Origin of the sequence: Paenibacillus daejeonensis DSM 15491, assembly GCF_000378385.1 — a bacterium.
GTDB lineage: Bacteria > Bacillota > Bacilli > Paenibacillales > Paenibacillaceae > Paenibacillus_D > Paenibacillus_D daejeonensis.
The window spans coordinates 222,103-246,381 of the sequence record NZ_KB899662.1; the positions used below are offsets into that span (position 1 = coordinate 222,103).

General features: G+C 52.3%; 14 protein-coding genes. 3 read left to right on the top strand and 11 right to left on the bottom strand.

Annotation, left to right across the window (positions count from 1 at the left end):
* Window positions 1-13 precede the first annotated feature (13 nt).
* The 4 genes from F556_RS0114435 to F556_RS0114450 all read right to left on the bottom strand — a co-directional run bounded on the left by F556_RS0114435 (window position 14) and on the right by F556_RS0114450 (window position 6,357).
* Window positions 14-1,075 carry a hypothetical protein gene (locus tag F556_RS0114435; protein ID WP_020617682.1) on the bottom strand — a complete coding sequence of 354 codons (1,062 nt, stop codon included), beginning with the start codon at window positions 1,073-1,075 and terminating at the stop codon, window positions 14-16.
* A gap of 114 nt (window positions 1,076-1,189) precedes the next feature.
* Window positions 1,190-2,890: a type 2 periplasmic-binding domain-containing protein gene (locus F556_RS34065; protein WP_020617683.1), complete on the bottom strand. Its 1,701-nt coding sequence runs from the start codon at window positions 2,888-2,890 to the stop codon at window positions 1,190-1,192.
* Between the two features lie 109 nt (window positions 2,891-2,999).
* The gene (locus F556_RS0114445; protein WP_020617684.1) at window positions 3,000-4,613 is read right to left on the bottom strand and encodes a response regulator transcription factor; all 1,614 of its coding nucleotides are present in this window, start codon (window positions 4,611-4,613) and stop codon (window positions 3,000-3,002) included.
* Window positions 4,591-6,357, bottom strand: coding sequence for a sensor histidine kinase (locus tag F556_RS0114450; protein ID WP_020617685.1), 1,767 nt, complete (start codon window positions 6,355-6,357; stop codon window positions 4,591-4,593). The genes F556_RS0114445 and F556_RS0114450 overlap by 23 nt, the downstream gene beginning before the upstream one ends.
* A gap of 217 nt (window positions 6,358-6,574) precedes the next feature.
* Between F556_RS0114450 and F556_RS0114455 the strand changes: the two genes are divergently transcribed.
* A complete protein-coding gene (locus F556_RS0114455; protein ID WP_020617686.1) occupies window positions 6,575-7,519 on the top strand; it encodes an ABC transporter permease in 945 nt (314 codons plus the stop codon).
* A gap of 204 nt (window positions 7,520-7,723) precedes the next feature.
* Window positions 7,724-8,602, top strand: a complete 879-nt coding sequence (locus F556_RS0114460) for a carbohydrate ABC transporter permease (protein WP_020617687.1) — start codon at window positions 7,724-7,726, stop codon at window positions 8,600-8,602.
* Window positions 8,603-9,351: 749 nt separating this feature from the next.
* Here the strand turns inward: F556_RS0114460 and F556_RS0114465 are convergent.
* The 7 genes from F556_RS0114465 to F556_RS0114495 form a co-directional block, all read right to left on the bottom strand.
* Complete coding sequence (locus F556_RS0114465; protein WP_020617688.1) at window positions 9,352-10,719, bottom strand: FAD-dependent oxidoreductase; 1,368 nt, start codon at window positions 10,717-10,719, stop codon at window positions 9,352-9,354.
* A gap of 54 nt (window positions 10,720-10,773) precedes the next feature.
* Window positions 10,774-11,775, bottom strand: a complete 1,002-nt coding sequence (locus F556_RS0114470; protein WP_020617689.1) for a glycoside hydrolase family 130 protein — start codon at window positions 11,773-11,775, stop codon at window positions 10,774-10,776.
* A 201-nt stretch (window positions 11,776-11,976) separates the two neighbouring features.
* On the bottom strand, window positions 11,977-12,879 hold the full coding sequence (locus F556_RS0114475; RefSeq protein WP_020617690.1) for a carbohydrate ABC transporter permease: 903 nt from the start codon (window positions 12,877-12,879) through the stop codon (window positions 11,977-11,979).
* Window positions 12,880-13,191: 312 nt separating this feature from the next.
* Entirely contained in the window at window positions 13,192-14,091 is a 900-nt protein-coding gene (locus F556_RS0114480; RefSeq protein WP_020617691.1) for a carbohydrate ABC transporter permease, read from the bottom strand.
* Between the two features lie 66 nt (window positions 14,092-14,157).
* Complete coding sequence (locus tag F556_RS0114485; protein WP_020617692.1) at window positions 14,158-15,585, bottom strand: ABC transporter substrate-binding protein; 1,428 nt, start codon at window positions 15,583-15,585, stop codon at window positions 14,158-14,160.
* A 122-nt stretch (window positions 15,586-15,707) separates the two neighbouring features.
* On the bottom strand, window positions 15,708-17,333 hold the full coding sequence (locus F556_RS0114490) for a response regulator (RefSeq protein WP_020617693.1): 1,626 nt from the start codon (window positions 17,331-17,333) through the stop codon (window positions 15,708-15,710).
* On the bottom strand, window positions 17,320-19,104 hold the full coding sequence (locus tag F556_RS0114495) for a cache domain-containing sensor histidine kinase (protein WP_245583066.1): 1,785 nt from the start codon (window positions 19,102-19,104) through the stop codon (window positions 17,320-17,322). The genes F556_RS0114490 and F556_RS0114495 overlap by 14 nt, the downstream gene beginning before the upstream one ends.
* A gap of 309 nt (window positions 19,105-19,413) precedes the next feature.
* On the opposite strand from F556_RS0114495, the gene F556_RS36895 reads away from it, so the two are divergent.
* A complete protein-coding gene (locus tag F556_RS36895; RefSeq protein ID WP_020617696.1) occupies window positions 19,414-24,249 on the top strand; it encodes a 3-keto-alpha-glucoside-1,2-lyase-like domain-containing protein in 4,836 nt (1,611 codons plus the stop codon).
* Window positions 24,250-24,279 lie beyond the last annotated feature (30 nt).

Consider the following 24,279-nt stretch of genomic DNA (forward strand, 5'->3'; position numbering starts at 1 on the left):
TCGGTTTGTTGTCTTACGGTGTCATCCCCATCGTCTGTTCCTCCAGCTCCGGCAACAAGACAAGCTGCGCCTCGGCAACCTTCGACGTGACATAGTCTTCATAGGCCTGTTCAAGATAAACTTTGCGGACTTGATCCCGGACAGCGGCGAATGCCGGACGTTCTCCCTGCTGATGCTCCTTCACTTGGACCACAAGGAAGCTGCCAGATGCCGGATCGTCAATGACCACAGCCAAATCTTGATCGGTAGCGCTTTCATGAAGAGCCATATATAAGGCGTTTTCGCTTCTGTACATCCGCGATGCATTGGCGCTGTCCAGAACAAGCCCCGGCTCGGTATGTATCCTGTCGTCGGCAGCCAGTTTCTGGTCACCGAGTGAAGTGGATTGCAGCTGCTGACGCAACTCCTCCGCAAGCCGCCCCGCCTCGATCCGCAGCGCTTCATTGGGTTCGCCCTCCAGCAGGTAGGTTATCGTATATTGGTCATAGATAATCCGGTCCTCGGCAGGCATCAGATCAGGCAGTTGCTGCTCGTAGTAACGCTCCAGCTCCCCCTCTCCGGGCATCAGCTCTCCCAACGCCAGCTCTTCTAGGAGCAAGGTCCTCGTCTTGCTGCGGAAGAAATCGATGAATGTATGCGTTTCAAAATGGAGCGGTCCGTAGATCGGTCCACCCTTAGCTACCACCGCTGCGCGCCGTTCATTTTCTTGCTCCATTTGTGCCATTACACTCTCGTAGGAAACGCTTTCAATAATGCTATGCTCCCGAGCAAGCTGCAGCTCGATCTTCATCTGAATCGCGTCTGCAAGCGACTGCTCCCGCAATGCCTCCATCGGCGTCCGGCCTTCCTTCTCCTGATGCCAGAAGGTTTCATCCACCGCCTCCTCCGTCAGCTGGCTATAACGCTCAATGACTGAAGCCCGGTGTTCCCCGGCAAAATGATTCAGCTCCCAGACCGTAATCGGGTCGCCATTGACCTCAGCAACTACGACCGACCCCGCTGGCTCTCCCGCAACCCGGAGCGCAAAACCTGCGCCTGCAAGCAAAAGAACCAAGGCCGTTAATGTCACCATCATCACAGGCGCAGTACGCCTCTTTCTTCCAGTGCTTTTTTGCAAAGCTCTCATCTCCGGTTGGAATCATTATCAACAAGCAGGGGGCCAGCCGCTTCCGGCGGCCCCCCCGACCTGCTACTTCATGTTCTGATACCACTCATTCGCTTCCTTCGTTACATCGTTACCGCCAATGCTTTTCCACTCTTCGACGAAATTTTCGAAGTCCGTGATTGGCTTTTTGCCATAGATCATGTTGATGAACGTATCCGATTCCAGCTTGATCAGAATTCCGTTCTTGGACTGCATCGCAGGTGTCGGCGAACCCGTGAATTGCTGGGCAATCGCCGAGCCGCTGTCCCAGCCGTCTACGACAATCTCTGCCGCCCGAAGCGTGTCAGGATTAGTCTGGGCCGCGCGTTTCTCTGCGGAGGTCTGCGGCTCTACGCCGCGGCTGATATTCGCCAGCATCTCCAGATTGGTGAATGGATTCTTTGGATCAATCAGCACATATTTGGAGACGGATACTTTCTCTCCTGGAATATCATCCTCGGACACGGATACGGTACCGTCCGGCAGGATCGTATAGTCATAGTCAAGCGCCCAGCCGTGCTCGAACTCACTATCCGGCTCATTCATGATACGGCCGAAAATCCGGTTCAGGTACAAGAACAGTGCATCCACATGTTCAAAATCCTGCTTGACCAGCATACCGCCTCTGAGAAAGGTTGTGTCGCGGGAGGCTGATTTGCCATCCACGGTTGGCAGCGGGAACGGCTTCATATCTGCGCCTTCCACATTATTCTTCAGATCCGGAATCGGCCAGTTTGGCAGCCAGTAAGGCGCCACTACCATACCCACGCGACCTTGACCGATCAATTCGGCAAGCTTGTTCTCATCATGCAGGCCTGCCTCCTTGGAGATAAACCCTTTGTTGAACCAATCGTTCAGACGCGTCAGACCGTCCTTCATCTCCGGCAGCGTTGAGCCATGTACGAGTTCGCCATCACGCTCCAGCCACTGGTACGGAATGGTGCCATAAGGACCGAATACCCATGTGCTCTCGCCGAGCCAGCCAGCGAACGGATTCGGATGGTTGCCGCCCGAGCCAAGACTCAGACCAAGCGGGATAGAATCAGCGTTAAGCTCCAGGAACGCCTGCATTACCGCTTCGAGGTCCTCGAAGGTTTCCGGCGCCTCCATATTTGCTGCTTCCAGCCAGTCGGTACGCACCCACAGAACGCCATTGTCATTGCCTGCATGGGCAAAGTTCGGCAGGGCCATCCGTTTGCCTTCGTGCGTCACCTGACTCCACATCAGCGGATGGGAATCGTAGACATCCTTTACGGCCTGCGAGGCATATGTTTCAAAGTCCTGTGTAATGTCCCGGTAGTGTCCAGATTGGATCAACTCATTGATGAGACCCATATCTTCGGTATTGATCACATCCGGAAGATCTTCCTTGGCCGTCAGCATGAGCCGTACCTTGGTAGCGAATTGATCTCCAGGCGACTCCCAGAGATTTTTAAGCTCAATGCCAAGCTCTTCTCTGGCCCACTTCGTGTGTACGTTGTTCTCCAGATTTTCACCATTTTTGAATTTCAGCGTACCATCGGTCGCTTTTACCGTCGTAATGGTCACCGGCGGGTCAAACTTGTGCGTGCCGTTTTGAATGGCTTCCGCATTGGCATCCGTCTCTGCCGGTGGTGCCTCTGCCGAATTACCAGGCTCCGTCTGGCCTCCTGTTTGCTCCCCCGCATTGTTCGAGTTCGTCGAGCAAGCTGCCAGCGTGAAGACAAGCAGCGCTGCGAACATCAGTAGAATGGACTTTTTAACCATGTGTCTAGGTGAACCTCCCTTGAATCTGCTGTATTGAGATGCAACTTAATCTTATTACAGCGCTTACAGCTGGGTAAGAGATAAAGTTTTAAGATCGTATAGCAATTTGTTAAGATTCCGCCTGGTTACGTTCCCGGTATTCGTTCGGCGTCATCCGGTAGTGATACTTGAACAGTTTGCTGAAATACGGCGGGTTCTGAAAGCCCAACATACTGGACAGCTCATAAATTTTGATGTCCGTCGTCCGCAGCAGTACGCTCGCCTTCTCCATGCGGTACCGCATAATAAAATCGCTAATATTCTCTTTGGTCTCCTGCTTGTAGAGGGAGGAGAGATAGGCCGGGTGCAGTCCAACATGATCGGCAATCGCCTGCAGCGAGACATCCCGCGCAATCTGATCTTCGATAAATCGGTGAATCTTGGAGATGAGCTGACTCTTGTTATCCTTGAACTCTCGTCCTCCCGCAGTCGTCACATTGCGGAGCGCCATCTCCGCCCACTCCATCACATGATCCAGCCGGCTGAACACGCCCTGCTCTGCTGCGATATCGGCCTCAAACCCTGTCAGCTCCATCAGTGTTTTGCCTTGTTGATGTGCCAGATACAGAAAAGCATTCATCAGCGTATAGACCACTTCACTAATATGTTCTTCCGTATCCAGCTTCTTGGCACGCATTTCTTCAAACAGCGCAGCCAGCTTCTGACTGGCCTCCGGCCAGCGCCTTGCTTCGAGCAGCTGCTGAAAGCTCGGCGGGGCATACAGAGAGTCCAATGACCGGGATTGCGTCCGAGCTTCCTCCGAACGAACTACGATTCCACGGTCGCTGCGGGGGATTTTGCGGAAGGCATTGAGAGAACGCCGGTATTGGTCAACCAATTCACCTGGGAAGGACCGCGTCTCTCCGATTAGGACAGAAATCTCCCCCTTGAGGAAGGCTGCTACCTTCAAAATCAACTCATGCGCCAGCTTCTCCAACTGTTTGCTCTCTTCTGCCAGTGCAGGCTGGGTCCGGTTCTTGTTCTGCATCAGCAGACACAGATACCCGTTGGCATCTGTATATAACCATATCTCATACTGGCTGCCCAGCAATTCAGCGGCAATGTTGCCGACCGCGAAGGTATAGAGCGAGGATTCATGGATGGATGCCGAGTCGTCGAGCCGGACCAGCATCAGTGTGCTGGCGGCGCCGGGTTCAAAAGACAGCTGATACTCCCGCATCCGCTCAGCCAGCACAGCTTGCGGCAAGCGCATTCCGCCTAACAAATCCCCCAGCAGGTTTGAGCGCAGCAAAGGCAGATGGGCATGCAGAGTCTGCCTCGCCCGCTCAAACGAGCCAATGCGATCCCATTCCTGCTCCTGTAGCATTTTGACCCGCGCCACTTCGGCCATGAGCTCTTCATCCGACACCGGCTTGAGCAGATAATTGGCTGTCCCGTAGACGATCGCTTGCTTGGCATATTCAAACTCTCCGTAGCCCGACAGCAGAATACACTTGGTCAGCGGGTGATGCTCCTGCACGTACTTGCATAACTGCAATCCATCCATCCCCGGCATCCGGATATCTGTCACGACAATGTCGATCGCCAAGCTTTCGATTAGCTCCACCGCTTCCAGGCCCGTTGTCGCCTGATAGACCTGCTCGATGCCGATCGCCCCCCAATCATTGGCCACCATGCTCTTCAGGATTACCGGTTCATCATCAACAAATAAAAGTCGGCTCATAGCTATTCTCCTTTGTGTCTGCTCCTAGTTCTGTTTTCCAGCGCAACGAGATGGACATCCCCTTTAATGTTTCCGAACGCTCAATCGTCACGCCAGCTCCTTCGCCGTATCGAACCTTCAATCGCTGGTGAACGTTCCATAGCCCACAGCCGGTTTCCTCGCTCATCGGCAGCTCCAGCTGTTGTCTATAGTCAGCAATCGCGTGTTCAGTCATGCCTACGCCGCTGTCTTCGACCTGCAGGATGGTCCATCCCGCCTCTCTCCGTCCCCGGACGACGACAAGTCCCGGACCGGGCTTCGGCTCGACGCCATGCATAATCGCATTCTCGACCACCGGTTGAACAATGAGACGCATGACCGGCTCCCCCAGCATGTCCTCCGGCACCTCGATACGGTAATCCACCCGCTCCAGCCGGTACGTATAAATCTGCAGGTAGTGCTGGACAAGATTCATCTCTTCTTGAAGCGTTGCCTTTTGATTCTCCACTCGCGTCGTGTACCGATAATAGCCCCCAAGATGATAAGCCATATCCTTGATCGTTTTCGTTTCGCCCGCTTTGGCGCAGGCCGCGATGAACGAGAGACAGTTGTAGAGGAAATGGGGATTGATCTGGGATTGCAGCTGCTTGAGCGTGGCCAGTCGGGAGCGGTTCTGCTCCTCATACACATTTTGAACCAGATGCTGAATTTCCCGGCCCATGTCGTTAAACCGGTGCATCATGTAATCAAATTCATTATGAAACCGCTGCTGGATCCGATACCCGTAGTCCCCTATTTCGAACTGCTTGAGGCCTTTAATCAAGGTAGACAACGGCTTCTGCACATGCAGATAGAGCAGGTAGGAAGCGCAAAAACCGAGCACCACCAATACCAGCATGCTGATGTAGAACAGGTTGCGGCTCTGGATAATCGGAGCGTGAAACTGCTCCAGCGGCACATAATCCACCAGCCAGGCACCGAGATGCGGCACAGGTGCGTAGCTTAGATAGACCTCTTTGCCATCCACCGTCATATTGTGGTTGCCGATCCCTTCCAGCCCCTCTGCCAACAGGCTGGAACCGAGCTCGGCATAGTTAGCGTCGTTGGCACCCGTATCCGAGAAGACCTCTCCGGATTCAGTCATCAGGAAGCTGTGACCGGGATTTTCGGTGTTGTACTGACGCAGCATTTGGCGGACATTATCAATTCCGAAACGTACTTCGAATACCGCATTTACCGAATCCGGCTGGTCTTTGGAGAGATAAGGATCCCAGATCAACATCTGGTAGTAGGCATCTTGTGCCTGAGAGCCGGCCTGAAATTCCCACACGCCGTTATCGGATTGCTCCAGTACGGTCGGGTCATAGCTGCTGCCCAGGGTGGTGGAGATACGGGTCTGGATATCGGGGATATAGACGGAGAGCTCATTGGACCAATGGCTGGAGAAGCTCTGCAGATAGAGCTTTTCTTTGACCAGCGACTGGTATTCAATCATCCGCAGATAGTCCTTCCGGAGAATACTGAGATACAGGTCCAGAATCGAAGAGTCCCGTGCGAGCACGTTGGAGGACAGCGACAGCCGCTCCACATTGGATTTAATCTGGCTTTGGAGGAAGAGCAGCTGGCTCTCCTTGTAGGCTTTCATCTGCGAGTCAATCACCTGCACGCTGGATGTACTGAAATACGTGTACAGGATGACCGTAGGAATGAGCAAGATGAGAATAACGCCGTTAATCTTAAAAAAAATCGGTCTGCTCCGCTTCAACTGTGGTTCCCCCTAAAATTTATATGCAAAATTTTATATTCCGGTTTTCAGAACCGAGAAGGTTGGAAGTTATCAAAACCGGACTTCTTAAGAAAGTGATAGTGACCTTTAGGATGTGCTGTATACAAAGCCAAACCCAATGACCTACAATTTTTTCATACCGCTCAGGCCGTGTCAGCGGCCGGACGCAGCAAAACCGATCAGGAGGCAGTCCCCCATGAAGAATACCGACATTATATCATCACCTGCACGTTCGTCAACTGGACGCACCAGCAAAAATCCGTTTCGTAAAACGTGGCGGCTTCATATCCTGCTGCTGCCCGCTGTCCTTCTAGCCATCATCTTCAAATACGCCCCGATGCCGGGAATTGTAATGGCTTTTCAGGACTTCAAGCCTTGGCTGGGCATCAGTCAATCGCCGTGGGTCGGCTGGGATAACTTCCAGCTCATGTTCACCCTTCGGGGTACGGTGCAAGTTATCTGGAATACGCTCATCATCTCGGTCATGAAGATCATCTTTGGACTGGCGGTCCCTGTATTGTTTGCGCTGATGCTCAATGAGGTCCGCAACATGGGGATGAAGCGCTCCATTCAAACCATGGTCTACTTGCCCCACTTCATGTCCTGGGTTATCCTCGGCGGCATCCTGCTCGATCTTCTTTCGCTTGATGGCATTGTAAACCGCTTTCTGGTGATGGTGAATTTGGATCCTGTGATGTTCCTCGGAGAGGGCGACTGGTTCCGTACCACCGTTATCGTCAGTGACCTGTGGAAGGAATTCGGCTTCTCGGCCATCGTCTTCTTGGCGGCACTCTCGGGCATCAATCCGGATTTGTACGAGGCTGCTGAAATCGATGGGGCCGGCCGGATGCAGCAGACGATCCACATCACTCTGCCATCCCTATTGCCGATGATGGTCGTGGTTTTCACCCTGTCGCTAGGCAATATGCTGAACGCCAATTTCGACCAGATCTTCAATCTGATCAATCCCTTGGTACTGGAAAAAGGCGATATTATCGACACCTTCGTGTTCCGCTCGTTCCAGGACGGACAATACAGTCTTGCGACGACGGTTGGCTTGTTCAAGTCGGCGATTGGCTTCATTCTCATCAGTGGCGGCTATTATGTGGCGTATCGGTGGGCGAATTATCGGATTTTCTAAAAGCGAGTTAACCCTGAAGGTCGCTCCAGAAAAGAGGGGGCTTCCGATCGCTGTTGTCTCCAGATTTCTTGATTATTTACCCCTGTAGGGGGTGAAATCCGGAGACAAAGGCGAGCATTTCATTTCTCCAACCTCCCTCTTCTCTTCCGCTAACCTTATGCATGCTCATCGCGCTTTTAAGTTTTTTAACAACGGAGGTAGACCATGTATCACAAGAACCCATCGTACAAGGTGTTTTATTATTTCAATCTGGCTCTGCTGATCGTCGTATCGATTTTATGTATCCTGCCGATGATTCATATTTTCGCCGTGTCCCTGAGTGGCAAGTCCGCGGCGGAGTCCAATCTGGTGACATTCTTCCCGATTGATTTCAATCTGGAGAGCTATGCCCGAACGTTTGAGAACGATAATTTTACAAATGCCATTTGGATATCGGTGATGCGTGCCATTATCGGAACGGTCTTAAGTATGGCAGTAACCGTGATGGCTGCCTTTTCCTTGTCCCGGAGCAGCGTCGAGTTCAAGGCTCGTGTATTCTATGTCTGGTTTTTCCTGGTTATCATGATTTTTGATGCCGGGCTTGTGCCCAACTACCTGCTGATCCAGCAGCTAGGACTGGTCAATTCGTTTTGGGTGCTGATTCTACCCGGACTGGTGAATGTCTGGAATATGATTTTGATGATGAACTTTTTCCGGGTACTCCCCAAGGAACTGGACGAGGCTGCCATTGTAGACGGCGCGTCTACCTTCCGCATCCTGTTCTCCGTCTACCTGCCAATCTCGCTGCCCGCGATCGCTACGATCTCGTTGTTCACGATGGTCGGGCACTGGAATAGCTGGTTTGATGGTATGCTATACCTGCGCTCTCAGGATCAATGGCCGCTAGCGACGCTGCTACAAACTATTGTCGTTGTGCAGGACTTCAGCAAAACCGGCATCACACCAGAGGATATGGCTATGCTCTCCAACCGCAGTGTCAAATCGGCTCAAATCTTTATTGCCATGCTGCCGATCCTAGCCGTGTATCCATTCCTGCAGCGCTTCTTCGTCAAAGGAATCGTACTGGGCGCGGTGAAGGAGTAAATGCTACACTGAGGTCATCCGGGCAGATGCGGATAGGTGCCGGGTAGGTGCCGGTAGGCGCCGGATGCAGGATAGGCTCCACACCTGCTCGACCCCTGCTTGGCCCACCCGGGACAATTTGCTGTAACGGCCATATAGGCGCTTATTCCGCCTTTTTTGAGGGGTTGGCGCTTCTAACGGCCACAGGTGCAGTTATTGTCACCATAACCTAGAGAAAACATTGTTTTTACGCACAATAGCGGACTATATGGCCGTTACAATTCCCCAGTGCCAATTTCGAACGAAATAGCGGCTGTGGTGGCCGTTAGAATTCCAAGTTAGAGTTAGGGGCAAGAAGCACCAAAGGAAACGCTCCCCCTCGACGGTTCAGCGATAAATGAGCAAAGCGAACGTGGCGTGTAGCGGAGGACGGATGAAGAAAACTGCTAATCCTCCATAATAACTTTCTAGTAGATGATTCGGGTGCACCCCCGTTCCCATTGCTTCCTTAGACACCTACGGAGTCTTCGACCAATCCGTAGGTCAAATTGCTCACAGTGGTATTTCACTGCTACTAAGCACTCAATCGCTTCCGGAGAGGAAAACATTCTTGTGCACACCAAAAAGGGACCTCGATTTCCACGCAACGTGGTTATTGAGGTCCCTTTTGGGACCAGAGTCTGAAGTCTGACGTTTGGACTCTGGAATTTGGAATCTGAATCCGCTCATGTTCAGCGGTGTTCGATTCGCTAGGGATTCATTCTTGCTATTTAGCTCTCCTGGCTTTGCTCTACCGGCACAAAATCCTCGCCTAGCCACACATTCTGCTCCAATAGACGCTGCTGAAGCTCAGCGACGGAGATGTCGCGCGAGCCCAAGCCATCACGAAGGGCCAGGGCGGCCGCCGTTCCCGAGGCCTGACCCATGGAGAAGCAGTTGGGCATTACTCGCAACGAGCCTTGCACCGCGCGATCCGAGGATACGCAGCGTCCGGCTACCCACAGGTTATCGATCCCAATCGGCAGCATGATCCGGTAAGGGACACCGTGGGATACACCTGGCGGCAGATGGTTGATGGTCATCTCGCCCTTGCTGTGGGCAAGATGAATATCGATGTAGTAGGCGTTGCGGGCAATGTCGTCCGGGAAGGAACGCGCAGACAGGAAATCGTCCACGGTCAACGTATAGTCTCCTTCGATCCGCCGAGTCTCCCGGATGCCAAGCTGCTCCCCGCTCGCCACCATGTGGGCATTCTCAAAGCCGGGCACATAACGGCGGAAGAACTGCAGCTGGCGTTCCGCCGTGCGGCGCCCTTCGATCGCTCCCCGTGTCAAATCTTCAGCCTGGGTGCCATCCACACCAAACACATGGCCGAAGTTTACACCCACCAGGTAGTCGCTAACCCAGGCCAAGCCTGAGATCGACTTGCGGCCCTCCGGCAGCGCGCCCTCCAGGATTGCCCGCTCCACCGTCTTGTGCAGTTGGCCTGTATCGCCACTCTCCTCCAAGAACCGACTGAACCTGGGACGGTCGACATTAGCCAGCAGGTAGCACATACTGCCAGGCTGCAGTTCGCCCGCTTCGCCGCCTTTCTGGAAGGGAACGCCTGCTAGTGCGGCAACATCCCCGTCCCCGGAGCAATCGATAATATAACGGCAGGGGATGAACGAGCGTCCCGTTTTGTTAACCACGACGACGCCCTCCACCGTTCTTCGATCCTCGGACAATACGACATCGTACACAAAGGTATGAAACAGCGGCGTTACGCCGCTCTCCAAAATCGCATCGTCATACACCCGCTTCAGCACTTCGGGGTCAATCGGCACCCAATCGAGTACCTCCTCATAGTCTTCGCGGAATTCGGGATAGCAAGCCTGCTTCATCCGATCCATTAACGCAAGACCGAGTCCGCGGATGATGGGCTTCTGCTTATCCGTAAAGGGGCAAAAGGCCGGGACAAGCGCAACCGTGCCCATGCCACCCAGAAACCCTCTCTGCTCTATCAGCATGGTGCGTGCTCCCCCATTCGCGGCTGCTATGGCAGCTGCAATTCCGGAAGCACCGCCGCCGATGACCAATACATCGACCTGGTTGGCAACCGGGATACTGGTGGACGGCAACGTAATCTGTCTGTTCATGGCAACCTCCCGTATTTTGAATCAAACATCATCTGTACAAACGGTGTATTGGACTTAACCTTCCAGGCAAAGCCGTAGCAGATCATTCACATCGGCAGTGGCCAGGCATTCTACCGTATCGGCAGCACCGTAATAGATTTTGACTTCACCAGACTCCTCCAGAATCATACCTCCTGGAAAAATAACATCATTGCGGAAGCCCCCATCGGTCTCGTATGCAGACTCCGGCGCAAGCAACGGGGATTTGGCTTTGCCGATGATTCGGCTCGGATCGTGAAGATCCAGCAGCATGATTCCGGAGGTATATCGTTTTTGCCAACTCGGCTCCCAGCCATTCTTGCCCCGACTGCGGTCGATATCCACAGCATGGAACAAGGTCAACCAGCCTTTGTCGGTCTTGACGGGCGGTGCGCCCGGGCCAACCTTATCGTTGGCATAAGCTACATCCTCAACGGCAAGCAGCAGCTTGGAATTTCCCCAGTATTTCAGGTCGGGCGAGTCGCTCATCCACATGTCAAATCGGTCTATCCCGCCCCGGCTGTAAACAGGCATCGGACGCTCCAGCCGCACATACTTGTCCCCGATTCGTTCCGGGAACAAGACCATATTGCGGTTGTCGGGCAGCGATAGGCTTAGCACCTCGAACGACCGAAAATCGTCAGTTACAGCAATACCGCCACGCAGCCCATGCTTCGTATCGACTGCAAAGCACAAGTAGCATCGTTCATCGATCACAGTTAGACGCGGATCATACACACGGATGACCTCTTCATCATGCCAAGACCAGCAAGGTTCAGGCTGGACCTCCCATGATATGCCGTCATTGCTGAAGGCTAGTCCCAGATTGGTAGTATGATGAGGCGCCACGATTCCTTTTGATTCGTCGCCGTAGTCATTGCGGAACACCATCACATAGCGGCCCTGGAACTTCGTAACCCCGGCATTAAACACCATCGCCGGACCATAGGGCACATCACCCGGGGCCAGCACCGGATTTGTCGCATGCCGAGTCACAACCGGACTGGAGCTCAAAACTCCGACTGTATCATTTGTCACGTGAATCACTCTCCCAATTACTATTTCTTCAAAGTTCAGGTTGTTGGAGCCAAAAGGTACGGATCGATTCTGGAGAAGCACAGCGTTCGCCTTTGTCCCCGGAATTTAACCCCATAAGGGTTAATTCATCAAAAATTCTGGGGACAACAGCGATCGGAAGAATGATTCGTCACCTAAAGGCGGTTTCCAACAACCTGATCTTTACCCCTTCACCGATCCGGCCGTCACCTGGATAAACGACTTGTTCGCCACCACATACACCAGCAGCATCGGCAAAATCGACAGGCAGGCTCCGGCCATCATGAGATGGATCTGCATCGCTGCGGAGGAGCCGAAACGGAGATTCGCCAGACCGACAGTGAGCGTCTGCAGCTCCGGGTTCGTCATTGTGAATACCAGCGGCAGGATGTATTCGTTCCAGGCCCCGCGGAAGGCGAACAATCCCGCCACGCCCAGTCCCGGCGCCAGGAGTGGCAGTACAATCCGGAAGAACGTTCGGACAAACCCGGATCCATCCACCATGGCCGACTCATCCAGCTCACGGGGAATTGCCTTGAAGAAGCCCAGCAGCATGAAGAATGTTGAGGAATGACCGCTAATCAGAATCAGGATGACGCCCCACAAGGTGGTATTCAGGTTCAGCGAGACCATCAGATCGAATTGAGGTCGCAGCACAATGGCGCCGACGGAAATGAACATCATGGACGCTTGTGTCGTCACAAACAGGGATTTACCAAAAAACTGGCGGCGGTCCACCACATAAGCAGCCATGGCCGCAACCAGCAATGTGCCTACGGTCACCATCACGCTGACAAACGTACTGTTCCAGGTATAGCGGGCAAAATTAGCCTGCTTCCAAGCTTCTGCGTAATTCACGAATTGCAGCTTGGTCGGCAACAAGGTACCGCCGGTCATCATCTCGGCACCAGTTTTGAGCGAGCCGGCCAAGGTCATAAATAAAGGAAATACAGTCAATAGCGCCGTCACCAATAAAAACAGCCACATGATGGTGAGGCTCACCACTCTGCCTGAGCGACTGGGCAGCGGACGGGCGGCAGGCCTGTGCTGCCTGTCTGGCTCTCGGGATAACACCTGATCGTTCATCTGCTGAACCTCCTGCGCGTTTTACGATGTTGAGAATGGGGATTACTACTATTACAAATTCAAAAGGTTGGTGCTCAGCACCGAAGCTTATGCTTACGAAGCTACGTTTTCTGCGAAAACGTCTTGGCTTGCGAGAACCCGAAGAAGGAGGAGCGGTACACGTTTTCGAAGAAAACGACTTCGGAAGCATCCCTACATGAGCACCTCAGGGTTTCCTAAGGAAACCAGCATCGTAAGCGATACTTTTCAAGGGTGAACGCAAGATTCGACGTCGAATCCGCTTCCTGCAATACTTCGTGATGGGCAGCAACTCTAATAGACTTTGTTCATTTTGCGGCTTAGTAGGAAGTACAAGCCGGTAATCGCCCCCACAATAAGGGCTGTGGCAAAACCTACAGCGCTGCCGTAACCAAACTGTTGTACAACAGGAGAACCCGTAGATACCGGGAACAACAATTTGTACAGATACAGATACATGACCTCGGTTTTGCCGATCGGTCCGCCTTCCGTAATCAGCATGATGCTCTCATAACCTTTTAGAGATGCGATAATCGCCAGCATAATGACCAATTGGGCAACCGGGGCCAGCATCGGCAGCGTAATGCTCCAGAATTGCCTTCCAGCATTGGCCCCGTCTATGGAAGCACTCTCGTAAAGATCTTTTGGAATACCCTGCAGTCCAGCAAGGAACAGCAGCATATAGTTCCCGACCGCGCCCCATACCGCCACAAGAATGACGGTCAGCATCGCAAGCTTGGGCCCAAGCCATTCAATCGGTTGCGAGATCAGGTGCATTTTCATTAATAGGGTGTTCACCATACCGTTGTACGAATTGAAAATCGTGTAGAAAACAACGGATATGACCGCGGTACTGATGATTGTTGGCATAAAATAAATCCCGCGCAGCAGGTTGCTGCCCCTCAGCTTGCCGTTCAGGATAACCGCCAGCAGCATGGATACAGGCAGCGTGAGCACCAGCTTGCCGCCGGCATAGATAAAGGTATTCCCAACCGATTCCCAGAAGAGCGCATCACGCATCAGCCGCTGGAAATTGTCCAGGCCAATGAATATCGGCTCGCCATATCCGGCATAGTCGTAGAACATAAAGCGCAGCATCCATAAGATGGGGTAGATGCCCAGAACTGCTGTCAAAATGATGCTTGGTGACAAAAATAGGCTATTCTCCCCCAAACGTCTCCACTTAAAATTCATCTTCGTTCCTCCCGGGGAAAGAAAAGGGGCCTCCGCCAAGTTGCGCGGCAGCCCCATCCTCGCCTGTTATTCTCCCTGCGGATTTGCTGGATCAAAGGAAGGGTTTGGCGTGACCGTTACCTCGCCTTTCTCCACTGCCTTGGCCAGTGCATCGTTGTATCTCGTATTCAAGTCCTCTGTAATGGCCTGCAGATCTCCGCCAGCCAGGATATATTTGTAGAATGCGTCGGCATAGCCTGCGCCCTCCGGTGTAACGATTGGCGCAACAGGCCAGAGCGAGTCGTGTTCCCCGACCAGGAATCCCTCCATCCCGTTAATCTCCGGATCTTGGGCCTGCTCCACAATGCTTGGCACGATAGCGATGCCGAATCCTTTTTCATGGTAGGTAGTCAGAACATCGTCGCCGTACATAAACTCCATGAACTTCCAAGCTGCATCTTTGTTGGCCGATAGCTCGCTAATGCCGAGCCAGGTTCCGGCTGAGACGATCTCGGATGTCCCTTTAATTTGGCCGTCAATGGTTGGGGCCAAGGCGCCACCCCAGTTGATCTCCGTCGGGAATTGGTCCTGGTAGACGCCCGGCTCTGTGGAGAAGGAGAGGTACATACCAATTTTACCTGCGGCGAATTGTGCGCGTAGCGGGTCAATATCAAGCGCTTCTGCTCCAGGCATGACACTGCCGTCTTCATGCATTTGCTTGAAATACTCAATGACCTGCGAATACGCCGTAAAATCGTATTGTCCGGTTTTCAGATCAAACCCTAGCCCCTGATGCCCGCTGAGCGAAAGAATCTCCCGAATGGAGCGATCAAAAGCCGACTTCGGAGATTTGAAGTTCAAGGCAAATCCGTAGATGCCCTCCGATTTACCGAATTCAGTAATCTGCTTAGCAGCGTCCACCATCTCTTGCAGCGAGGTCGGCGGCTGCCCGATACCCGCCTGTTCAAACAGGTCCTTATTGTAGACCAAGCGCAAGGTGAGGCCGGTATTGGCCAGCGAATATACTTTGCCGTCAAAACGGTTCACATGATCAATCTGCAGACTGCCGAATTTCGTGTTTATCTCGTCCGTCAAGTACTCGTCAATCGGCGCAAGATACCCTTTCTTGACAAACTCACCCACAATGTTGGTCTTCAGACGCAGCACATCCGGCGCCTGCTTGCTGGAGAAAGCGATATCAACGCTTTGCGCGTAATTCTCGGACATCACGGTAAGCTCTACCTGAATATTGTCCTCATTCGTCTCATTGAACGTGTTGACCATTTCCTTAATGTACTCCTGATCATGCCGATCATCGGTCCAGTACTTTAGCTGAACGGGCTTGCCCGTCTCCACCGGGGGGGCCTGCGTTTCTGTCCCCGACTTTCCGTTCGTCGCACCACCATTACCCGCTGCTCCGTTATTATCATTGTTGTTAACGTTGCCGCTGCTACAGCCAGCTAGACCGACAGCCAGGATCAGGCTCAAGCCAATTCCTGCCCATGTTTTACGCATACCCTCTACCCCTTTAATGTTCAATTGTTTTGTGAGCTCGCTTTTATTATAGTGGCTCGGACTCCGAAAAGGAGTGCGGCAACTTCACTCTCCAGGGATAGAATTCTATGGTTTGCTGAAGCTTATGTCTCTGGGCGATCCCCGTGATAGCCTGCCCTGAACTCGGACGGCGTCTGTCCGGTGATCTTCTTGAACATCTCACTGAAATACCTGCGCTCCTCGTATCCGACTGCCGATGCGACCTCTTGCACCTGCGCTCCCTCCACCAGCAGCAGCTTGGCTTTGTGAATGCGTTCCGCGGTCACATGCTGGGTGACCGTCATCCCCGTTACCTGCTTGAACAAGCTGGAGAAGTAGCTGGCGCTCAGGTGCACATGGGCCGCGCATTCGCCTACGGTCATATCCTCAGCCAAGCGATGCTTCATATAATCCATTGCTTTATAGACCACCTTTTGGCCTTCGGACAAGCTGCTTCGGCGCACCAGCTCTGCCCCTTCCGTGCACAAGACGAGTAGCTGACGCTGCAGGGCCGCAAGCGGCAGTCCCAACGTCAGCTGCGCCTCCCTGAACCGCTGAATCAACGGCTGGATATCTGCATAAGGAACGATTTCGTAAAAAGTCCGGATCGCTGAAGCGGCCAATTCCTCGTACAGGCTGAGTAGATAATCCGGGCTTTGGCGGGAGACCAGCTTCTGCACCTCCTCCGCGATGACGGACAGTATGGTCGTAGTCCGGTCGGTATTTCCCGAACGAATCGCCATGAGCAGTTCGTCCTTGTACTCCAGTGCCAACGGTTTTTGGCTGGCCACCGGATATACATCCTCATACCGGACAGCCGCGTTGCCTTCGGTAAACAGATGATGAGAGAGCGCACGCTGGGCCTGGCGGTAGGAATCCGGCAGTTCGCTGAGTTCAGCCACGCTGCCGCCGACTCCGATGGAGACCGTGAACTTGGTATAATGTTCAATATTACGGCAGCACTCCTCAGCGATGTCGATGGGACGCGAGGAGCCAGTGTCATTGAGGATTGCCAGGTACTGGTCATGGAGCGCGCGGAACACCACGCTTGGCGCATGAGCAGCAAGTGTCTCCTGAACAATATTAAGCAGCGAGAACCGGATCAGCTCCATCTCCCGAACCGATTGCTCGGACGCCTGCTCCCGAAAACGGTCGATATCGATCAGCATCACGACGAAGTCTCGCGGTTGCAGACCGATCTCCAGGAACGCCCAGCGTTCCTTGGCCTCTTCCCATGTGGTGCGGTGACTGACCAATTGGGCGCAATATTCCTGACGCAACGCTGGCATGCTCTCCCGCAGCTTGGTCTCCATCTTCCTCCTGTCCACAAGTCTGGTTCGCTCTTCCATAACTGCGGCCTTGGCCCGCACTACTGCGGCCATCAGTTCCTCTTCCGAGAACGGCTTGACCACAAAATCAAAGGCGCCCAGCTGCACCGCACGCTGAGCGTATTCAAAGTCGGCATAGCCGCTGATTAAGATCACTTTGCAGTTGTGGTGCTCTTGCAGAACGGCGCGCAGCATATGTAATCCATCCATCTTGGGCATTCGTATGTCCGTGATGACCAGATCCGGAAGCAGCCGGGTAATCAAGTCCAATCCCTCTTCCCCGTTGCTCGATGAACCCACCACCCGGATGCCCGCTTCCTCCCAGTTCATCGCAGTCAATCCATCCACAACACTTCTGATGTCGTCGATAATACAGAGGTTGATGGCCTCAGGCTGACTCATGTACATACTCCCCTTTCAAAGGCAAAGAAATCGTAATGGTCGTTCCCCTCGCCGGCGCACTGTCCACACGAAACTCTGCCGTGTCCCCGTAATACAGCTGAAGCCGCTGGATCAGGTTGGATACCGCATAGCCCTTCTTCGATTCCGACAACAACATCGCCTCTACCTGTTCTTCATCCATACCGTGTCCGTTATCGCGCACGACAAGCGTCCAACGCTCTTCGTTGCCGTCGATCTCGATGTCGAGTCGCCCACCGCTCTTCATATCCCGAAATCCATGCAAGATGCTGTTCTCCGTCAGCGGCTGCAACAGGATCCGCGGAAGCCACAGCGTGCTCAGCTTGGGCTGATGCACATGAATCTCGTACGTGAACAACCCTTCATAGCAGCTTAACTGCAGCTCCAAATACTGACGCACATGTTCCAGTTCCTTGGCCAAGGTCGTCATTTCTCTGCCGTTGTTCAGCCCCAGCTGGAACAGACGGGAGAGCGAGAGGACCATCTGCTGCGAAGGCTCGATCTGCTTCAGCTTCAGCTTCCAGTAGATCGTATTAAGCGTGTTGTAGAGAAAATGTGGATCCATCTGCGCTGAGAGCGCCTTGATTTCAGCCGTCCGCTTGTGCGTCTGCGCCTCTGTCACCTCATCGATCAATCGGACGATCTGCTCCAGCATCCGGTTGAAGCGGAAACCCACCTGCCCCAGCTCATCGCTGCTCCCGCTTTCAAAACGAGCGGTTAAATCGTTGGTTTCGACCCGTTTCATGACCTTAAGCAGCCCTTGCAGCGGTCTCAGCAAATAACGCGCAAAGGCGCCTGAGATCAACAGGGTCACTGTAAAGACCACGGCAGCTACGGCGACAATCAGCCATTTGACATATGCCAGATCCTTCAACACAACCGAGCGGGGCCTGATGGTTGTCATGGTCCAATCCGCGATGTCCAGGCGGGCATAATTCAGCAGGTAGGTCTCGCCATCTAGGACGAAGGGTTGACTGCCCTCCAGACGTTTCACCTGGCGGCCCAAATGGCCTGTGTCTACCGCTTGGCGGACTAGCTGCTCCCTGGCAGGATAAACCGTCTCGCCTGCGGAATTAAGCAAAAAACTGGTTGCTTCTTCTCCTGCGTTTCCCTGAACAAGCTTGCGGAAGCCCTCTTCCCGAATATTTACGATGATATATACGCCGCTGACCGGAGTGTCAAAAATTGGCTGCAAGATAAGCGATATTACCCTTTCATTCCCGGAGAACAGCATATCCTCGTGCCCTTCTACCCACTGGTTTCTATTTTCTTGCTCGATACGCGCATATAATAAGGTATCTTCGAATGCGTGCGCCCGGTTGCGGTTCATGGACGAAGGATAAAACTCGCCAATCGGCGTAGATACGTAAATCGAATGGATAAGCGGCTCTGCAATTTTGGCCTGCGAGAAAACGTTATCAAGATCGCTCAAATGAGTGTAATACCTGCCCGCATCCTGGGAAACCACATCTCTTAGCATGTCGTAGAAGGGCTGGCTGATCATGAACGTCATCATAATCAACATCAGCTTGTTCAGCTTCTCATCCACAATCTGTGCAGACCTTGCCACTGTATCCTGTGTGAGATTCAGCGCATTTCTCTCCAGAATGGCAGCTGAGATATAATAGGACAACCCTCCGGTCATTAGGACTGAGATAACAATTACCGCGAGAAATGCAATTTTGAGTTTGTTGCGCAGTGATTGCCTGCGGAGGTAATCCATGCTGACCACACCTTCCAAAATTTTTACCACCAAGCAACAAAACGAGGATTCGTTCCATTATAATCTAAAATTAGTCAAAAAAGAGTGCGGCACCTTTACTCTTTAGGGATATATTTTAACGGTTCACCCCTCTGCTCATAGCGCACCTCACAAATTTATCCCTTAAGAGTGAAATCACCCCCCTCCTCTTTTTTTGGACAAAAATTATAATAAATAAATAACTCCTTGAGAGGGGGCAAGAGAGTTAGACAGATTTTATATTATTGATAGCGCTTGCAGGGAAGTCATTGAATGTTATCATCAAGGAAGAATTTTGATCTTGCGGAGGGATGGATACGAATGCGGAAAGTCGTAAGTCTTCTATTAATTATTGCGGTCATGCTCACAGGTATATTGCCGCAATCAGCCGGTGCAGATGAGATATATGAATATGACTATGTAGCTTCGACGGATTCCACGGATGAGGATAGTTATGCAACATTGCTTGAGACGACGGATGAGGCGGCCATCATACAGAACTACCCGATGCCCTCGATTTATACCCCATCAAGCATATACTCCTTAAGAGCGGACCAGGAGTCGGTTCCCGTCATTCAATACAAGCCTGAATATGACTACGCTCAATTTTCTTTCGCTGGAACGGTCAGCATAGAGATCACTGCAAATGAACCGATCACCTCCTATTCCATCAGTCCGTTAGCCAAGAACATAGAAGGAACGGTCGATGGGAATAAGCTGACGTTTACGCTTTCAACTTCCACCTACGTCATCGTTGATATCAATGAGGATCCCAACGAAAGAGTCGATGAAAGCGACCCGGCAAAGATCAGAAAACGACTCGTTATTGCCGCCGATCCGCTTGAAACGGATATTCCTGACGCTTCTGGTCCCGGAATTTACAACGTGACAGCCGAGCCGTACAATGCCGACAATACAGGAGCAACTATAACATCAGATGCGATACAGCAGGCCATTGACGATGCTCATCAAGCCGGGGGCGGTACGGTGTTTATTCCAGCCGGAGTATACACCTCCAGTAATCTGACCTTGAAAAGCAATGTCGACTTCTACCTGGCCGGAGGAGCGGTCATTGTCGGTACGGGCAGAGGTGAGGATTACCGAAATGACTTTCGCAAGGATTCGCTCTCCAGAGATGGAACCTACTTTATCCAGACGGCCATCGACTCTGAGAATATCACCATGAGAGGACGCGGAACCATTGATGGCAAAGGGGTGGAGATGCGAAACCGCAAAATGACGGCTGCTCCACCTACACATAAGCAAGGGGAAGGCTTCATCAACAACCTATTGGTGCCCATTGCAACCAGTAATTTTAAATTTGACGGGTTGACCTTGAGGGACGGCGGCTTCTGGGCATTCATGGTCGTTCGATCCGACAATGTTACTATTACCAATTATAAAGTATATCAGGATTTGCGCATGCTTGAGAACGACGGCATCGATATTAATGAAAGTCAGAACGTGCTCGTTAAGCATGCCCTCGCGATCTCCGACGATGATGCTTATTCCACCAAAACCTGGCCGCAAATGGGCATGTCCAAGGATTGGCCAGGCGCAATCGAGCATCTGGAGAATGTCGTATTTGACGACTGTTTTGCCTGGACCCGTACTGCAGCTTTCAAGCTTGGCATGGGCATTTGCACCCCCCAAATCAACGTAACCATACGTAATTCCTATGTGTATCAGAGCGCCAGGGCGCTTCTTGTTGATCATGCCTTCACAAGCAATCCGCTTCCGGAGGAAGGTTACGCCCAAAATGTCACGTTTGAGAACATCGATATCGAGCGGGTCGGTATTAACCAATTCGGCAATTATTGGTTCAGGGTATCCACCAGTACATCCGGGGATGTAAGCAATATCCTGTTCAAGAATATTAATGTTCGTCAGACAGGAGGAACCTCTCAGATTCAAGGGAACCCGACCCGAGGTGGAATGGTGGATGGCTTAACATTCTCGGATGTGTATGTGAAGGGCGTGCTTGCAACAAGCCTTAACGACCTGAAAGCCTCCGTGAGGAATGAAAATGTTAAAGGCGTCGTCTTCGCCAATACGATTCCGCCTATCTTCAGCGATGATTTCGAAGACGGGACGCTTGATAAGTGGCAACTACGATCTGAGGATCGATGGACCATTCAGGATGAGGGCGGAAAAGTTCTCTCCAGCGGAAATCGGACCAGCACCTCGCTACTGATCGCCAAGGAAGGCGCTTCATGGACCGATTACTCCTTCGAGGCCAGAACGCATCCTCATTTGGCGAACGGCAAAGAAAACGCAGGCCTGATCTTCCGAGTGACCGATGCAGACAACTATTATATGTACCGAATCAATGCCGATGCCAAGAGGCTCGAGCTGTTTAAAGCCATCGGCGGAACCTTGACGCGGATACAAGAAGCCGACACGGCTTTTACCCCTGCCAAGCAGTGGTATACGATAAAAGTGATTGTTCAAGGAAATACGATCGAGGCTTATGTGGACGGCGAGCCCATGACAAGCTGGACGAACCCTGACCAAGAACTATCAACTGGAGGCGTTGGATTCCGAACCACTTCCGCCCATGTGAAGTTTGACGATGTCATCGTTTCCGCGTTGAATCGGGCACCGACCGATATTACGCTGTCCAATCATCTCATCGCGGAAAATACGAGGATCGGTAGCTTTATTGGCGCCTTCTCCACAGAGGACCCCGATCAAGAAGGTTCGTTCTCCTACACGCTAGTGGAAGGCGAAGGCGATACGGACAACAGAAGCTTCTCCATTTCTGTGCTGGGGAACACGCTGGTTCTCCGAACGGAGCTGGATTACGAGACCAAAGACAGCTACAGCATTCGGGTCAGAAGCACAGATTCAGGCGGACTCTATTACGAAAAGAGCTTCACGATTCTAGTCACGGAAGTCAATGATTTGCCCATTGAATCTGATCCTGACAATGTTCTTTACAGCGATGACTTTGCTGAGGCGGATATCCAAGATTGGACTGCTAATGGAGGTACTTGGCGAATAGCAACAGAGGAAGACGCCAACATCCTGGTCCAACGGTCGAGTACGCCCGCCCTCTTTACAACAGGCGATGATTCATGGACGGATTATTCCTATGAAGCTGATGTAAGACTACACATCTCCAATGCCAATGCAGGCCTTGTCTTCAGAGTAGAGGATAGCAGCAACTTCTATATGTATCGGCTCAATGGCTCGAACAGAAGGCTGGAATTGTATAAATCTGTGGATGGTACGATGACACTCCTATCAAGCGCCAATCTCACCACGGTCGCGGCGAAGCAATGGTATACCTTGAAAGTGCTTGTTTACGGTAATTCAATCAAAGGGTATCTGGATGGGCAATTACAACTGGAATGGAACAATCCCATTACAGAATTGGCGGCAGGCTCAATAGGCTTAAGAACCACTTCATCGGATACGGCTTTCCGTCATATTCTCGTTACCGGTATCAGGTACCAACAGTCTGAGGTGCCACTAGCCGATGCTTCCAAAAATACTGTCACCCTCGACCGCAGCAGCGTGACGGCAGGCGATACGGTAACAATTACGGCAGCAGGCGACAGACAGCATGAAATCGGAACAGTGGCGGGTGAAGAGCGCTATTACCCCGTAGAATGGAGTTCTACCGAGCTTGGAAAATCAGGCGAATTCACGACAAGCGAGCAGGTCTATTCGTCCAGCTATACGACTTCCACGGAAGGTCAATACGTCGTAGAGGTTACATTCCAGAAGCAAAGCTGGGACGGTGACACTTGGAATGACATCACGACAGATATGAAAACAGCCGCTCTGACCGTAACTGCCCGGGACAATGGCGGTGGGACAACGCCTCCACCAACAGACAATGGGGGCGGTATAACGCCTCCTCCAACGGACAATGGAGGCAACGTAACACCTCCTCCAACGGACAATGAGGATGAAGAACCCTTGGCAGTCGGCATCAGCACGGAGACCACGACTGAGGAGAACGGCATTAGCGTTACAACCGTGTCCATCGATCCAGCGCGTCTGGAGCAGAAGATTGCTCAGGAAGTCAACGGCGCAATTATTACCGTTCCGGTTCAAGCTCCTTCCGACAAAATCGTCGTGGAACTGACGGGACAGATGGTGAAGGATATGGAAGCAAAAGGATTGTCGCTGCAGATCAAAACAGACAAAGCAACTTACACACTGTCCGCAGCACAGATAAATATGGATGCCCTGGCACAGCAAATGGGAAGTCAGACGATCTTGCAGGACATTAAGATCCAGATTACGATAGCCATGCCTGCGACAGATATTGTTAAACAGGTGCAGGACGCTGCGGAGAGGCAAGGGTACCAGGTTGTTGCACAGCCGTTAGAGTTCAAGATCATCGCCAGCAGAAGTACCAGTGCCGATGTAGAGATTACTAATTTCGAAGGCTATGTGCATAGAACCCTTGCGCTTCCGGAGGGTTTCCATTCTGGCACAAGCTCGACAGGTGTTGTCCTCCATCGTGACGGCTCCATATCTCATGTGCCCACAAAAGCAATTGTAATTGACGGTAAGCCGCATGCAGCAATCGCAAGCTTGACCAATAGCGTTTACGCAGTGGTATCCGGCTCCAAGACCTTTGCAGACATCGATACGCATTGGGCACAGGAAGCGATCAACGACTTGGGCTCCCGACTTGTCATCGATGGCAGCGGAGAAGGCAAGTTTGAGCCTGGACGGAATATTACCCGAGCAGAGTTCGCCGCGATTATCATCAGGGGACTCGGTCTTGTACAGCCGGGTACAGGAAATAACACCTTTCATGATGTCACCACAGATGACTGGTATTACGATGTTGTTGCCATTGCACACAAGTACGGGATTATTAATGGCTTCGAGGATGGTGCCTTCAGGCCCGCTGAACACATTACCCGTGAGCAGGCGATGACGATGATTGCAAGAGCGATGCAATTAACCGGCTTGAATGTGGAACTGACGACGGATGCAGCAGTACAGCTGCAGTCGAAGTTTGTGGATGCGGGGGATGTTGCCGACTATGCCTTGCACAGTATGTCATCCGGCTTGCAGGCAGGAATCATCAATGGACGGGACGGTCATGTATTGGCTCCTAAGGACCCTATGACCCGTGCGGAGGTTGCTGTCATTGTAACGAGGCTTTTGCAGCAATCGGGGTTGATTTGAATATCAGTTTCAGGAAAAAGGGCCACCCAG